The organism is Pseudomonas xionganensis, assembly GCF_009763245.1.
GTDB classification, from domain to species: domain Bacteria; phylum Pseudomonadota; class Gammaproteobacteria; order Pseudomonadales; family Pseudomonadaceae; genus Aquipseudomonas; species Aquipseudomonas xionganensis.
The window spans coordinates 2,581,122-2,594,565 of record NZ_WKJZ01000001.1 but is presented as its reverse complement, the minus strand read 5'-3'; the positions used below and the strand labels follow the sequence as shown (position 1 = coordinate 2,594,565).

The following is a 13,444-nucleotide window of genomic DNA, read 5'->3' as shown; positions in this document are numbered from 1 at the left end:
GTCATGGGTATCCGTGCATTCCTCGATAAAATCGAGCACAACTTCGAGAAGGGCGGCAAATACGAGAAGTGGTATGCCTTGTATGAAGCCATCGACACCTTCTTCTATCGCCCCGGCAGCGTAACCAAGACCACGGCTCACGTGCGTGACGGCATCGACCTCAAGCGCATGATGATCACCGTATGGCTATGCACCTTCCCGGCCATGTTCTTCGGCATGTGGAACACCGGCTATCAGGCCAACCTGATCTTCGCCAACAGCCCTGAGCTGCTGGCTGCTCAGGAGGGCTGGCGCTTCGCCCTGATCGGCTCGCTGGCCGGTTTTGATCCGAACAGCCTGTGGGATAACTTTATCCAGGGCGCTGCCTACTTCCTGCCTGTCTATGCGGTGACCTTCATCGTCGGCGGTTTCTGGGAAGTATTGTTCGCCTCGATCCGCAAGCATGAGGTCAACGAAGGCTTCTTCGTCACCTCCGTGTTGTTCGCCCTGATTCTGCCGCCAAGCATTCCGCTGTGGCAGGTGGCCCTGGGTATCAGCTTCGGCGTGGTGATCGGCAAGGAAGTGTTCGGGGGGACCGGCAAGAACTTCCTCAACCCGGCGCTGACCGGCCGTGCCTTCCTGTTCTTCGCCTACCCGGCGCAGATGTCCGGTGATGCGGTATGGACCGCGGTGGACGGCTTTGCTGGCGCCACTTCGCTGAGTCTTGCCGCTTCCGGTGGTATCGAGAATGTGGTCAACAACGGCATCACCTGGATGGACGCCTTCGTCGGCACCATTCACGGCTCGCTCGGCGAGACCAGCACCCTGGCCATTGCCATCGGTGGCCTGGTGCTGCTGATCACCAAGATCGCCGCCTGGCGCATCGTCGCCGGCGTGATGCTGGGCATGATCGGCCTGTCCCTGCTGCTCAACGCCATTGGCTCGACCACCAACCCGATGTTCGCCATGCCCTGGTACTGGCATCTGGTGGTGGGCGGCTTCGCCTTCGGCATGTTCTTTATGGCCACCGACCCGGTGTCGGCGTCCATGACCAACACCGGCAAGTGGATTTTCGGTGCCCTGATCGGGGTGATGGTGGTGTTGATCCGCGTGGTCAACCCGGCCTTCCCCGAGGGCATGATGCTGGCGATCCTGTTCGCTAACCTGTTTGCACCGCTGATCGACCACTTTGTCGTTCAGGCCAATATCAAGCGGAGGCTGGCACGTAATGTCTAGTCAAAAAGAATCTACCGTCCGCACGCTGACGGTGGCCCTGCTGGTGTGTCTGGTGTGCTCGGTATTTGTTGCCGGTGCCGCCATCGCACTGAAACCGACCCAGGTGGAAAATCGCCTGCTGGACAAGCAGCGCAGCATCCTGGCCATCGCCGGCCTGGGTGAAGCGGGCATGTCCGCGTCCAAGGTCAAGGCGCTGTTCAACAGCACCATTACCGCCAAGCTGGTGGATCTGGAAAGCGGCACGTTCTCCGATGCCATGGACCCGATCACCTTCGATCCGCTCAAGGCCGCCAAGGACCCCAAGCTGTCCAGTGCGCTCAAGGGCAGCGATGACATCGCCGGGATCAAGCGCCAGGAGCGCTACAGCACCGTGTATATGGTGGAGAAGGACGGTCAGGTGGAAACCCTGATCCTGCCGGTGCGCGGTTACGGTCTGTGGTCGACTCTGCATGGCTTTATTGCCGTCAAGGGCGACCTCAATACCGTGGTTGGCATGGGTTTCTACCAGCACGGCGAAACTCCTGGGCTGGGCGGTGAAGTGGACAATCCGAAGTGGAAGGGCCAGTGGCCGGGCAAAGCCCTGTTCGATGAAAGCGGCAAGCTGGCCGTGGAAATCATCAAGGGCGGCGTCGATCCGCAAAATCCGCAAGCCGTGCATCAGGTCGATGGCCTGGCCGGCGCTACCCTGACCAGTAAAGGGGTGGATAACCTGCTGAAGTTCTGGCTGGGCCAGAACGGCTTCGGACCGTTTATCGCTAACCTGCGTGCAGGGGAGGCTTGATCATGTCGCAGCCGACTATTAAAGAAGTCCTGCTCAATCCGATTTTCAACAACAACCCCATCGGCCTGCAGATCCTCGGGATCTGTTCGGCCCTGGCAGTGACCTCGAACCTGCAGACCGCGCTGGTGATGTCCGCCGCGCTGACCCTGGTGACCGGTTTCTCCAACCTGTTTATCTCGATGATCCGCAGCCAGATCCCCAGCTCGATCCGCATGATCGTGCAGATGGTGATCATCGCCTCGCTGGTAATCGTGGTGGATCAGGTGCTCAAGGCCTATGCCTTCAGCCTGTCCAAGCAGCTCTCGGTATTCGTCGGTCTGATCATCACCAACTGCATCGTGATGGGCCGTGCCGAGGCTTTCGCCATGCAGAACCCGCCGGTGCTGTCGTTCTTCGACGGGATCGGTAACGGTCTGGGCTATAGCGCCATGCTGATCGCCCTGGGCATTATCCGTGAGCTGTTCGGCGCGGGTAAGCTGATGGGTTACGAGATCATTCCGGTGATCAACGATGGTGGCTGGTATCAGCCCAACGGCATGCTGCTGCTGCCGCCTTCGGCTTTCTTCCTGATCGGCCTGTTTATCTGGGCCATCCGTAGCTGGAAGAAGGATCAGGTCGAGAAGAACGCCTACAAGATGGCGCCTCAGGTATCCAGCAAGGAGGCCTATTAATGGAACATTACATCAGCCTGTTCGTCCGTGCGGTGTTCGTTGAGAACATGGCGCTGGCGTTCTTCTTGGGTATGTGTACCTTTATCGCCATCTCCAAGAAGGTGGAAACCGCTATCGGTCTCGGCATTGCCGTAGTCGTGGTGCTGGGTATCACCATGCCGGTGAATAACCTGATCTACACCAACATCCTCAAGGATGGTGCCCTGGCCTGGGCCGGTCTGCCTGATGTGGACCTGTCCTTCCTCGGCCTGCTGACCTTTATCGGCGTGATCGCGGCCATCGTGCAGATCCTGGAAATGACCCTGGATAAGTACGTACCTGCGCTCTATAACGCCCTGGGTGTGTTCCTGCCGCTGATCACCGTGAACTGCGCCATTATGGGTGGCTCGCTGTTTATGGTCGAGCGTGACTACAACCTGGCTGAGAGCACCGTTTATGGCGTTGGCGCCGGTGTTTCCTGGGCGCTGGCCATCGCTGCCCTGGCGGGTATCCGCGAGAAACTCAAGTACAGCGATGTACCGGCTGGCCTGCAGGGTCTGGGGATCACCTTTATCACCATCGGTCTGATGTCGTTGGGCTTCATGTCCTTCTCCGGCGTGCAGCTGTAAGGAAAGGATGAGCAGATGATCAATTACGAGATATTCCTTGCCATCGGCATGTTCACCGCCATTGTGCTGGTGTTGGTGCTGATCATTCTCGCGGCGCGCGCCAAGCTGGTGTCCAGCGGCGATGTGAGCATCGAGATCAATGGCGAAAAAACCATCGTGGTACCGGCCGGCGGCAAGCTGCTGCAGACCCTGGCCGACAACAACATCTTCCTGTCCTCTGCCTGTGGCGGCGGCGGCACCTGCGCCCAGTGCAAGTGCGTCGTCGAATCCGGTGGCGGCGAGATGCTGTCCACCGAAGAGTCGCACTTCACCAAGCGCGAGGCCCGCGAGGGCTGGCGCCTGTCCTGCCAGACCCCGGTCAAGCAGGACATGAAGATCGAGGTGCCGGAAGAAGTCTTCGGCGTGAAGAAGTGGGAGTGCACCGTCGAGTCCAACCCGAACGTGGCCACCTTCATCAAGGAGCTGACGCTCAAACTGCCGGAAGGCGAGAACGTCGACTTCCGCGCCGGTGGTTACGTGCAGCTGGAATGCCCGCCGCACACCGTGTACTACAAGGACTTCGACATCCAGGAGGAGTATCGCGGCGACTGGGACAAGTTCAACCAGTGGAAGTACGTGTCCAAGGTCGAGGAGACCGTGATCCGTGCCTATTCCATGGCCAACTACCCGGAAGAGCGCGGCCTGGTGAAGTTCAACATCCGTATCGCCTCGCCGCCCCCAGGCAAGGACGATCTGCCGCCTGGCAAGATGAGTTCCTACGTGTTCAGCCTCAAGCCGGGCGACAAGATCACCGTGTACGGGCCTTTCGGTGAGTTCTTCGCCAAGGACACCGATGCCGAGATGGTCTTTATCGGTGGTGGTGCCGGCATGGCGCCGATGCGCTCGCACATCTTCGACCAGCTCAAGCGCCTGAAATCCAAGCGCAAGATCAGCTTCTGGTACGGCGCGCGCTCCATGCGCGAAGCCTTCTACGTCGAAGAGTACGACCAGCTGCAGGCCGAGAACGAAAACTTCAAGTGGCATCTGGCGCTGTCCGACCCGCTGCCGGAAGACAACTGGACTGGTCTCAAGGGCTTTATCCACAACGTACTGTACGAGAACTACCTGAAGGACCACCCGGCTCCGGAAGATTGCGAGTTCTACATGTGCGGCCCACCCATGATGAACGCCGCAGTGATCAAGATGCTGACTGACCTGGGTGTCGAGCCGGAGAATATTCTCCTCGACGACTTCGGCGGCTAAGCATGAAGTGTGCGGTACTCCAGCCCGTTATCGCTGTCGCCCTGGCGGCAGCCCTAACGGGCTGCTTGCATTCTGACAAGGTCGAAGAGTTCGGTGGCCCGACCATGGGCAGCACCTACTCGATCAAATATGTCCGCACTCAGGGCGTGGCCCCGCTGGCTGAGCTCAAGGCTGCGACCGAGGCGATTCTTGCCGAGGTGGATGTGCAGATGTCCAGCTACCGCAATGACTCCCTGATCGAAACCTTCAACCGGGCTCCGGCTGGCACCTGTCAGGCGATGCCGGAAGGTATTTTGCAGCTGGTGGCCAGTGGCAAGCAGCTGGGCGAGGAGAGTGCTGGGGCTTTTGACCTGACCCTGCGTCCGCTCCTTGATCTGTGGGGGTTCGGTCCGGGTGCTCGCATCGAGCATGCGCCTGATGCTGACCAACTGGCGCAGGTGCTTGAGCAGATCGGCCAACGTCACCTGCGTATCGAGGGCGAGCAGCTGTGCAAGGATCTGCCGCTGCAGGTGGATTTCAACAGCATCGCGGCTGGGTATACGGTGGACCGGGTGATCCGGCGTCTCGGCGAACTGGGTGTCAGCAGTTATCTGGTGGAGGTCACCGGGGAGCTCAAGGCAGCAGGGCGCAAACCGGATGGCAGCCACTGGCGTATAGGTCTGGAAGCGCCCCAGGAGGGCGAGCGGGTGGCGCAGCGGGTGCTCGAACTCGACGGTTACGGTATTTCCACTTCGGGGGATTACCGCAACTACTACGAAGAGGACGGCAAGCGCTATTCACACACCCTGAATCCCCGTACCGGCAAGCCGATCGAGCACCGGCTGGCGGCCGTGACCGTGGCGGATCCATCGACCCTTCGCGCCGATGGCTTGTCTACTGTGTTGTTGGTGCTTGGTCCGGAGGAGGGCCTGGCTTACGCTGAACGCAAGGGGATTGCGGCATTTTTCGTGACCCGTGCCGATGGCGGCTTCGTCACACAGGGCAGCACGGCATTCGAGCAGCTATTTGCTGCAGGAGCAGAGCAATGATGTATCTGACGGTTTTTCTATTTATGGTGCTGGTGGTTGGCATGATGGCCATCGGCGTGATCATGGGGCGCAAGCCCATTGCCGGTTCGTGCGGCGGTATTGCCAATCTGGGCATCGAGAAAGAGTGCTCGATCTGCGGCGGAAGCCGTGAGAAATGCGAAGAGGTCAATCGCGACAAGGCCGAGGCGACGACCGATCTGGCCTACGACGCGACCAAACGCTAATCGTCAGCGGCCAGCCCCAGGGTTAGGCTGCTGCGACTGAGATTTTGTCTGCCAGGCGCGTGGCGCCTGGCCCTGCCGCAAACGCAGCATAAGCGTTTCGGTATGATCTGAAGGAGTAATCATGGCGGTCTATAACTACGACGTAGTGGTGCTGGGCTCGGGGCCTGCGGGCGAGGGCGCGGCGATGAACGCGGCCAAGGCCGGGCGCAAGGTAGCCGTGGTCGACAGCCGCCGCGAAGTGGGCGGCAACTGTACCCACTTGGGCACCATTCCGTCCAAGGCGCTGCGTCACTCGGTGCGCCAGATCATGCAGTTCAACACCAACCCGATGTTTCGCCAGATCGGTGAACCGCGCTGGTTTTCCTTTCCCGATGTATTGAAGAGTGCCGAGCGGGTGATCGCCAAGCAGGTCACCTCGCGCACTGGCTATTACGCCCGTAACCGTATCGATGTGTTCTGCGGCACCGGCAGCTTCGCCGACGAGCAGACCATCGAAGTGGTTTGCCCCAACGGTGTTGTGGAAAAGCTGGTGGCCAAGCAGATCGTTATCGCCACCGGCTCGCGTCCCTATCGCCCGGCGGATGTGGATTTTCATCACCCGCGGGTCTATGACAGCGACACCATTCTGAGCCTGGGACACACTCCGCGCCGGCTCATCATCTACGGTGCCGGGGTAATCGGCTGCGAGTATGCCTCGATCTTCAGTGGCCTGGGGGTGCTGGTTGACCTGATCGACAACCGCGATCAGCTGCTCAGCTTCCTCGACTCGGAAATCTCCGACGCCCTGAGCTACCACCTGCGCAACAACAACGTGCTGATTCGTCACAACGAGGAGTACGAGCGCATCGAGGGCCTGGACAACGGGGTCATCCTGCACCTGAAATCCGGCAAGAAGATCAAGGCCGATGCCCTGCTCTGGTGTAACGGCCGTACCGGCAACACCGATCAGCTGGGCCTGGAGAACATCGGTATCGCGGTCAACAGCCGTGGGCAGATCGAGGTGGACAAGCACTACCGCACCGAAGTGCCGAACATCTTCGCCGCGGGCGATGTGATCGGCTGGCCGAGCCTGGCCAGTGCCGCCTATGACCAGGGCCGTTCGGCCTCGGGCAATATTGTCGAGAACGACAGCTGGCGTTTTGTCGATGACGTGCCCACCGGCATCTACACCATTCCCGAGATCAGCTCAATCGGCAAGAACGAGCGTGAGCTGACTCAGGCCAAGATTCCCTATGAAGTGGGCAAGGCCTTCTTCAAGAGCATGGCGCGTGCGCAGATTTCCCACGAGCCGGTGGGGATGCTGAAGATCCTGTTCCACCGCGAGACTTTGGAAATCCTCGGCGTACATTGCTTCGGTTATCAGGCCTCGGAAATCGTGCATATCGGTCAGGCGATTATGAACCAGACGGGCGAGGCGAACAGCATCAAGTACTTCGTCAACACCACCTTCAACTACCCGACCATGGCCGAGGCCTATCGGGTGGCGGCGTTCGACGGGCTCAACCGGCTTTTTTGAGCGGCTCCGGCCGGTGGCCTGAGCCGGCTGGAGAGGATGGCTTGAATGGCTCTGCCGAGTGGCGCTGGCCTAATCGGGAGAGTTTTTAAGCCCCCAGGCCTAACGCCCGGACTCGCTTCGTGGCACATAGAAATGCCCGTATCGCAGGATACGGGCATTTCTATTTACGGAATCAGTGCTCAGGCATGCTGCCCGCAATTGCGGGTCATGTGCCAAGGCCGCTCAGCTGTTGCTCTGGCTATAATGCAGCCCTGCTAAGGAGTGCTCCATGTTGCTGATTGATCAAATGTTCTGGCCCCATATGCTGGCGGCCGTCTGGTTTGTCGTCTGCTGGGCCGGTTATACCCGTTATGCCCAGGCCAAGGGCCGCACCACGCCTTGTCTGGCCAGCGTGCTGCACCTGTATCGGGAAGACTGGATGCGGCGCATGCTGCTGCGCGACAACCGCATCGCCGATGCCAATGTGATCGGCAATCTGGAGCGCAATGCCTCCTTCTTCGCTTCCAGTACCCTGATTATTCTCGCCGGCATCCTCACCGTGCTGGGGGCTTCGGACAAGGCGGTGTCGCTGCTGGCGGATCTGCCCTTTGTGCAGGCCGCCACCCGGGAGATGTCCGAGGTCAAGCTGCTGTGCCTGGGGGTGGTGTTTGTCTACGCCTTTTTCACCTTCAGCTGGTGCATGCGCCAATACAACTTTGCCGCGGTGCTGGTGGGGTCGGCACCGATGATCGGCGAGCGGCATGTCACCGAGCAGGAGCGCAAGGCCTTTGCCGAACGCACCGCACGAGTGATTTCCATGGCGGCCCACCAGTTCAACCAGGGGCTGCGCGCCTATTACTTCGGCATGGCAACGCTGGCCTGGTTTATCAGCCCCTGGTTCTTCATGCTGGTGACCACCGGCGTGGTGCTGGTGCTGTATCGCCGTGAGTTCCATTCCGATGTGCTGGAGGTGATGGTCTATACCCAGACCCCGACCTTCGACACCGCCAAGGAGAAAAGTGAATGAGCCTACCGTTCTGGTGCATCTTTATCAGTGCATTGCTGATCTTTCTGGCCAAGGCGCCTGTGGCCAAGGCCATGGCTGAGGAGGGCGGCGGGCGTTATGACAACCGCCACCCCCGTGCGCAGCAAGCGCGCCTGAGTGGCTTCGGTGCCCGGGCCTTGGCGGCTCACCTGAACAGCTTCGAGGCCTTTCCCTTGTTTGCCGTCGGCGTGCTGATGGCCCATGTCACCCAGACCCATGGCTTGCTGGTGGATGGCTTGGCCGTAACCTTCGTTGTGGCGCGTGTACTGTATCTGCTGTGCTATTGGGCCGATCTGCACTGGCAGCGCAGTGTGGTCTGGGTGATTGGCCTGCTTAGCAGCCTGCTGCTGATGCTGACGCCAGCGCTCTGATCCATGACCACAAACGACAAGGCCCGCACAGTGCGGGCCTTGTTCTAAGCGCGGGGATTATTCACCGTCAACGGCGTCCTTCATTTTCTCCCCGGCCTCTTCGATGGCTTCACCGGCATCTTCAGCCGCTTCTTCGATCTTTTCCCCGGTGGTGGGTTCATTACCCAGCACTTCATCGACCTTGTCCGCGGCGGCCTCGGCACTTTGCTCAACCGCATCGCCCATGGACTCAACGGCCTCGGCGGCGGATTCCTGAGCCGACTTCATTTTGTCTTCCGCTGTCTTTTCGCAGGCAGCAAGGCCCAGGGTAGCAGCGAGCAGGAGGGTATAAGTGAGAGCTTTTTGCACGGTCGGTACTCCTTGTAGATGATCTGACTGACCAGGCTGGCCTGGCAGAACCATCTGGATTGCCAGCACCTGGGTAAAGTTCCCCAGCGCGTGACTCTTTGTCGGTATCCAGTCACGGTCTTGATGCTTCGACCTCGTCTGGGCGCTATCATGCGCGCCCTTCGTGTAGCAGTTGTGGATATCCATTCATGAGCGACTCCCCCATTCTTGAACGGGCGCAGCGTTTTCTCTCGGTCTTGCGCCATTGCCAGGTATTAGGCATGAGCGTACACAGCGCCAAGCCGGACGGGCTGATCCTGCGCTTGCCCTATAGTCCGCAGATCGTCGGCAATCCGGAAACCGGGGTGATTCATGGCGGCGCCATCACCACCCTGATGGACACCACCTGTGGCATTTCCACGGTCTGCGTGCTACCGGAATTCGAGATCTGCCCGACGCTGGATCTGCGCATCGACTATATGCACCCGGCCGAGCCGCACAAGGATGTGTTCGGGTTTGCCGAATGCTATCGGGTGACGCCCAATGTCATCTTCACCCGCGGCTATGCCTATCAGGATGACCCCAGCCAGCCGATCGCCCATGTAGTGGGCGCCTTTATGCGCATGGGCAAATCCGCCCAGAGTGGCAAGGGCGTGACGGCCAGCATTCAGGGAGGTGGCCAATGAGCACACTGAACCTCAATGAACTGGTACGCCAGGCCCATGAGCAGAACAATTATGACCCGCTGATCAGCCTGATCCCCTATGCCAAATTGCTGGGTATCGAGTGTTTGCGTCTGGGCGACGATATGGTCTTTCGCCTGCCGGCCAATCAGGACTGCATCGGCAACCCAACCCTGCCGGCCCTGCACGGCGGGGTGATCGCCGGCTTTATGGAGCATTCGGCCATGCTCCATCTGCTGATGTTTATGGGCATCCCGCATTTGCCGAAAATCATCGACTTCTCGATAGATTACCTGCGCGCCGGGCATTATCGTGACACCTTCGTGCAATGCCAGGTCTGGCGCCAGGGGCGGCGCGTGGCCAATGTGGCCATTACCGCCTGGCAAACCAACCAGACCGAGCCCATTGCCACGGCCCGGGCGCACTTCAAGGTGGATGAGCCCTGAGTTCGCAGGCCAAACGGATAAGCCAACCCCATAGATAAGGACGGAAAATGGATGCGCTGCTGATACTGGGCGGAGTGTTGTTGATTCTCTGCGGTCTGGTCTGGCTGGTCATGCGCGCCTTTTCCACCAGTCTGTTGTGGGGCTGGGGCAGCCTGATCCCGCCGCTGACCCTGTTCTATGTGCTGCGCCATTGGCGCAAGGCGCGCTCGCCATTGGGGCTCAGTGGTCTTGGGTTTATTCCCCTGATCGTGGGGCTGACGCTTTTGGCCAATCAGGACGCCCAGCGCCTGCAGGCATTGCTCAGCCTGCAGTGGTTGCAAGCCGAGGTGCCGCCACCGGCGGAGCTGGCCATCGACCTGCAGGGCGAACTCTATGGGCGCCCCTTCCAGCCGCAGCAGGGTGAGTTGATCGACGGTGTATTGAGTCTGCGTGAAGGCCGTGATTTCTTTGCCCAGAGTGAGTTGACCATTCGCCTGCCTCAGCCGCAGCCCGGTGCGGTACGCCTGGATGTGCTGCCGGCCGATGAGGGACAGTTGCCCGAGGTGGAGATCAGCTGGCTGCTGCCGGAGCAGGATCTGCCCGAAGCGCGCCGTCTGAGTCGTGGCTACACCCTGCACCTTAATCTGCAGCCCCTGGCGCCGAACAAACTGGTGGGAGATTTTCACCTGTTGTTGCCCGCACAGTTCAAGACCAGCCTGAGCGGTAACCTGGAGCTGTATACCAATGGCTTGCGCTACAAGGGCGATGCGGTGGATCGCCATTTCGATTCGGCGGATACCCTGGCCTATGTGATCCATGACTACCTGCAGCGGCGTTTTGCGACGCGTCAGGTGCGGCTGGACAAGCTGCCTGTGCCGCGCCTGCCGGCCAAGCAGCTGGATCTGAGCGTACGAGCAGAGATTGAGGGTGAGTGGCAGGAACTGCCGCTGTTGCTGAAAAAGACTGATAACCGTGGCTGGTGGGTTGAGGCCGATCACTTCCCGCCTTTGCCGGCCGCCGTACAGCCTGTGTTGGCCACAGCTGTAACCCCGGCTCGCAATGAGACTGTGGAACGCAGCAGCCGGCCACTGGATCGGCGCCTGCGCTTCAGTCTGGATGCGTTACTGCGTAGCCCCAACCGTTATCAGAATCTGACCATGCGCGTGCAGACCGAGCGCGGCAACAGCGCCGAGGGGCGTTTTCAGGGCATCGAGGCGGACGGCCGCATTCTGTTGCGCCAGCGCCTGAGCGGGCAGGGCGAGATCAGCTATCGCCTGCGCCCGGAAGAAGTCGTGCGCATCGAGTTGCTTGAGCCCTGATTGCCCTCGGTAGCAAGCCCTTGAAATCCCAGGCATTGCCCCCACCTGTTAGACATTCGCCGAAACCCGGCCTCGTCAACCATGTGGAGTGAGATGACCATGAGTGTGGAAACTCAAAAAGAAACCCTGGGCTTCCAGACCGAGGTGAAGCAGCTGCTGCACCTGATGATCCATTCGTTGTACTCGAACAAGGAAATCTTCCTGCGCGAGCTGATCTCCAACGCCTCCGATGCGGTGGACAAGCTGCGCTTCGAGGCGCTGGCCAAGCCTGAGCTGCTCGAAGGTGGCGCCGAGCTTAAGATCCGCGTCAGCTTCGACAAAGAGGCCGGCACCGTCACCCTGGAAGACAACGGCATCGGCATGAGCCGCGAGGAAACCATCGCGCACCTGGGCACCATCGCCAAGTCCGGCACGGCTGATTTTCTCAAGAACCTGTCCGGCGACCAGAAGAAGGACTCGCACCTGATCGGTCAGTTCGGTGTGGGCTTCTACTCGGCCTTTATCGTCGCCGACAAGGTCGAGGTCTTTACCCGGCGCGCCGGCCTGAGCGCTACCGAAGGCGTGCACTGGGCTTCCAAAGGTGAGGGCGAGTTCGAGATCGCCACCCTGGACAAACCGGAGCGTGGCACCCGCATCGTCCTGCACCTGAAAAAGGGTGAGGAGGAGTTCGCCGACGGCTGGCGCCTGCGCAACATCATCAAGAAATACTCCGACCATATTGCCCTGCCCATCGAGCTGCCGAAGGAGTTCCATGGCGAGGAGAAGGACAAGCCCACCGAGCCGGAGTGGGAAACCGTCAACCGCGCCAGCGCCCTGTGGACCCGTCCGCGTACCGAGGTCAAGGACGAGGAGTACCAGGAGTTCTACAAGCACGTCGCCCACGACTTCGAGAACCCGCTTTCCTGGAGCCACAACAAGGTCGAAGGCAAGCTGGAATACACTTCCCTGCTCTATGTGCCGGGCCGCGCGCCGTTCGACCTGTATCAACGTGACGCCTCCAAGGGCCTCAAGCTCTATGTGCAGCGCGTCTTCATCATGGATCAGGCCGACGAGTTCCTGCCGCTGTACCTGCGCTTTATCAAGGGCGTGGTGGACTCCAACGACCTGTCGCTCAACGTCTCCCGCGAGATTCTGCAGAAGGATCCGGTGATCGACTCGATGAAGTCGGCCCTGACCAAGCGCGTGCTGGATATGCTGGAGAAGCTGTCCAAGGACAAGCCGGAAGATTACAAGAAGTTCTGGAAAAACTTTGGTCAGGTACTCAAGGAAGGCCCGGCGGAAGACTTCGCCAACAAGGAGAAGATCGCAGGCCTCCTACGCTTCGCTTCCACCAGCAGCGAGGGTGGGGAGCAGTCGGTTGCCCTGGCCGATTACCTGGGCCGGGTCAAGGAAGGTCAGGACAAGATCTACTACCTGACCGGCGAAAGCTTTGCCCAGATCAAGAACAGCCCGCACCTGGAAGTCTTCCGCAAGAAGGGCATCGAGGTGCTGCTGCTGACCGATCGTATCGACGAGTGGCTGATGAGCTACCTGACCGAGTTCGATGGCAAGCACTTCGTCGACGTGGCCCGTGGCGACCTGGATCTGGGCAAGCTGGACTCGGAAGAGGACAAGAAGGCTCAGGAGGAAGTGGCCAAAGCCAAGGAAGGGCTGATCGAGCGCCTGAAAGGCGCGCTGGGCGAGCAGGTGGCCGAGGTGCGCGTGTCCCATCGCCTGACCGACTCGCCGGCGATTCTGGCCATTGGTGAGCAGGACCTGGGCCTGCAGATGCGTCAGATCCTCGAAGCCAGCGGGCAGAAGGTGCCGGAGTCCAAGCCGATCTTCGAGTTCAACCCCAGCCATCCGCTGATCGAGCGCCTGGACGGCGAGCCGGACGAAGATCGCTTCGCCGATCTGTCGCATATCCTCTTCGACCAGGCCGCCCTGGCTGCGGGCGACAGCCTGAAGGACCCCGCCGCCTATGTGCAGCGCCTGAACAAGCTGCTGGTGGAACTCTCGGCCTGATAGTGG

The 13,444-nt window shown here is 60.2% G+C and carries 15 protein-coding genes; 14 read left to right on the top strand and 1 reads right to left on the bottom strand.

Going from position 1 to position 13,444, the window contains the following annotated elements:
* The first annotated feature begins 3 nt into the window (after nt 1–3).
* The 10 genes from GJV18_RS12065 to GJV18_RS12020 all read left to right on the top strand — a co-directional run bounded on the left by GJV18_RS12065 (nt 4) and on the right by GJV18_RS12020 (nt 8,680).
* A complete protein-coding gene (locus GJV18_RS12065) occupies nt 4–1,215 on the top strand; it encodes an NADH:ubiquinone reductase (Na(+)-transporting) subunit B (protein ID WP_160345734.1) in 1,212 nt (403 codons plus the stop codon).
* Nucleotides 1,208–1,996: a Na(+)-translocating NADH-quinone reductase subunit C gene (locus tag GJV18_RS12060; protein WP_160345733.1), complete on the top strand. Its 789-nt coding sequence runs from the start codon at nt 1,208–1,210 to the stop codon at nt 1,994–1,996. Before GJV18_RS12065 ends, GJV18_RS12060 begins: the two co-directional genes overlap by 8 nt.
* Nucleotides 1,993–2,667: an NADH:ubiquinone reductase (Na(+)-transporting) subunit D gene (locus GJV18_RS12055; protein WP_178113436.1), complete on the top strand. Its 675-nt coding sequence runs from the start codon at nt 1,993–1,995 to the stop codon at nt 2,665–2,667. Before GJV18_RS12060 ends, GJV18_RS12055 begins: the two co-directional genes overlap by 4 nt.
* Nucleotides 2,667–3,275, top strand: coding sequence for an NADH:ubiquinone reductase (Na(+)-transporting) subunit E (gene nqrE / locus GJV18_RS12050; protein WP_160345729.1), 609 nt, complete (start codon nt 2,667–2,669; stop codon nt 3,273–3,275). Before GJV18_RS12055 ends, nqrE begins: the two co-directional genes overlap by 1 nt.
* Nucleotides 3,276–3,290: 15 nt before the next feature.
* Nucleotides 3,291–4,517, top strand: a complete 1,227-nt coding sequence (gene nqrF, locus GJV18_RS12045; RefSeq protein ID WP_160345727.1) for an NADH:ubiquinone reductase (Na(+)-transporting) subunit F — start codon at nt 3,291–3,293, stop codon at nt 4,515–4,517.
* Nucleotides 4,518–4,519: 2 nt separating this feature from the next.
* Complete coding sequence (locus GJV18_RS12040) at nt 4,520–5,545, top strand: FAD:protein FMN transferase (protein ID WP_160345725.1); 1,026 nt, start codon at nt 4,520–4,522, stop codon at nt 5,543–5,545.
* Entirely contained in the window at nt 5,542–5,769 is a 228-nt protein-coding gene (gene nqrM, locus GJV18_RS12035; RefSeq protein WP_160345723.1) for a (Na+)-NQR maturation NqrM, read from the top strand. Before GJV18_RS12040 ends, nqrM begins: the two co-directional genes overlap by 4 nt.
* Before the next feature lie 121 nt (nt 5,770–5,890).
* Nucleotides 5,891–7,285: a Si-specific NAD(P)(+) transhydrogenase gene (sthA, locus tag GJV18_RS12030; RefSeq protein ID WP_160345721.1), complete on the top strand. Its 1,395-nt coding sequence runs from the start codon at nt 5,891–5,893 to the stop codon at nt 7,283–7,285.
* Nucleotides 7,286–7,553: 268 nt separating this feature from the next.
* Nucleotides 7,554–8,291: a DUF599 domain-containing protein gene (locus tag GJV18_RS12025; RefSeq protein WP_160345719.1), complete on the top strand. Its 738-nt coding sequence runs from the start codon at nt 7,554–7,556 to the stop codon at nt 8,289–8,291.
* Nucleotides 8,288–8,680 carry an MAPEG family protein gene (locus tag GJV18_RS12020; protein WP_160345717.1) on the top strand — a complete coding sequence of 131 codons (393 nt, stop codon included), beginning with the start codon at nt 8,288–8,290 and terminating at the stop codon, nt 8,678–8,680. Before GJV18_RS12025 ends, GJV18_RS12020 begins: the two co-directional genes overlap by 4 nt.
* 57 nt (nt 8,681–8,737) lie before the next feature.
* Here GJV18_RS12020 and GJV18_RS12015 read toward each other — a convergent pair whose 3' ends face one another.
* Nucleotides 8,738–9,214 (bottom strand): hypothetical protein, encoded by a 477-nt coding sequence (locus GJV18_RS12015; protein WP_233280091.1) that lies wholly within the window; start codon nt 9,212–9,214, stop codon nt 8,738–8,740.
* A gap of 2 nt (nt 9,215–9,216) precedes the next feature.
* Here GJV18_RS12015 and GJV18_RS12010 point away from each other — a divergent pair, with 2 nt between their 5' ends.
* The 4 genes from GJV18_RS12010 to htpG all read left to right on the top strand — a co-directional run bounded on the left by GJV18_RS12010 (nt 9,217) and on the right by htpG (nt 13,438).
* The gene (locus GJV18_RS12010) at nt 9,217–9,693 is read left to right on the top strand and encodes a PaaI family thioesterase (RefSeq protein ID WP_160345715.1); all 477 of its coding nucleotides are present in this window, start codon (nt 9,217–9,219) and stop codon (nt 9,691–9,693) included.
* Nucleotides 9,690–10,136, top strand: coding sequence for a PaaI family thioesterase (locus tag GJV18_RS12005; protein WP_160345714.1), 447 nt, complete (start codon nt 9,690–9,692; stop codon nt 10,134–10,136). Before GJV18_RS12010 ends, GJV18_RS12005 begins: the two co-directional genes overlap by 4 nt.
* A 47-nt stretch (nt 10,137–10,183) precedes the next feature.
* Entirely contained in the window at nt 10,184–11,434 is a 1,251-nt protein-coding gene (locus GJV18_RS12000; RefSeq protein ID WP_160345713.1) for an MFS transporter, read from the top strand.
* Between the two features lie 99 nt (nt 11,435–11,533).
* Nucleotides 11,534–13,438, top strand: coding sequence for a molecular chaperone HtpG (gene htpG, locus GJV18_RS11995; protein WP_160345711.1), 1,905 nt, complete (start codon nt 11,534–11,536; stop codon nt 13,436–13,438).
* Nucleotides 13,439–13,444: the final 6 nt, after the last annotated feature.

What these genes read in the sequence shown, in the direction of transcription:
- GJV18_RS12000 (WP_160345713.1), top strand. Translation starts at nt 10,184, where the DNA reads ATGGATGCGCTGCTGATACTGGGCGGAGTGTTGTTGATTCTCTGCGGT.
- htpG (WP_160345711.1), top strand. Translation starts at nt 11,534, where the DNA reads ATGAGTGTGGAAACTCAAAAAGAAACCCTGGGCTTCCAGACCGAGGTG.
- GJV18_RS12065 (WP_160345734.1), top strand. Translation starts at nt 4, where the DNA reads ATGGGTATCCGTGCATTCCTCGATAAAATCGAGCACAACTTCGAGAAG.
- sthA (WP_160345721.1), top strand. Translation starts at nt 5,891, where the DNA reads ATGGCGGTCTATAACTACGACGTAGTGGTGCTGGGCTCGGGGCCTGCG.
- GJV18_RS12015 (WP_233280091.1), bottom strand. Translation starts at nt 9,214, where the DNA reads ATGGATATCCACAACTGCTACACGAAGGGCGCGCATGATAGCGCCCAG.
- GJV18_RS12040 (WP_160345725.1), top strand. Translation starts at nt 4,520, where the DNA reads ATGAAGTGTGCGGTACTCCAGCCCGTTATCGCTGTCGCCCTGGCGGCA.
- GJV18_RS12005 (WP_160345714.1), top strand. Translation starts at nt 9,690, where the DNA reads ATGAGCACACTGAACCTCAATGAACTGGTACGCCAGGCCCATGAGCAG.
- nqrE (WP_160345729.1), top strand. Translation starts at nt 2,667, where the DNA reads ATGGAACATTACATCAGCCTGTTCGTCCGTGCGGTGTTCGTTGAGAAC.
- GJV18_RS12060 (WP_160345733.1), top strand. Translation starts at nt 1,208, where the DNA reads ATGTCTAGTCAAAAAGAATCTACCGTCCGCACGCTGACGGTGGCCCTG.
- GJV18_RS12010 (WP_160345715.1), top strand. Translation starts at nt 9,217, where the DNA reads ATGAGCGACTCCCCCATTCTTGAACGGGCGCAGCGTTTTCTCTCGGTC.
- nqrM (WP_160345723.1), top strand. Translation starts at nt 5,542, where the DNA reads ATGATGTATCTGACGGTTTTTCTATTTATGGTGCTGGTGGTTGGCATG.
- GJV18_RS12025 (WP_160345719.1), top strand. Translation starts at nt 7,554, where the DNA reads ATGTTGCTGATTGATCAAATGTTCTGGCCCCATATGCTGGCGGCCGTC.
- nqrF (WP_160345727.1), top strand. Translation starts at nt 3,291, where the DNA reads ATGATCAATTACGAGATATTCCTTGCCATCGGCATGTTCACCGCCATT.
- GJV18_RS12020 (WP_160345717.1), top strand. Translation starts at nt 8,288, where the DNA reads ATGAGCCTACCGTTCTGGTGCATCTTTATCAGTGCATTGCTGATCTTT.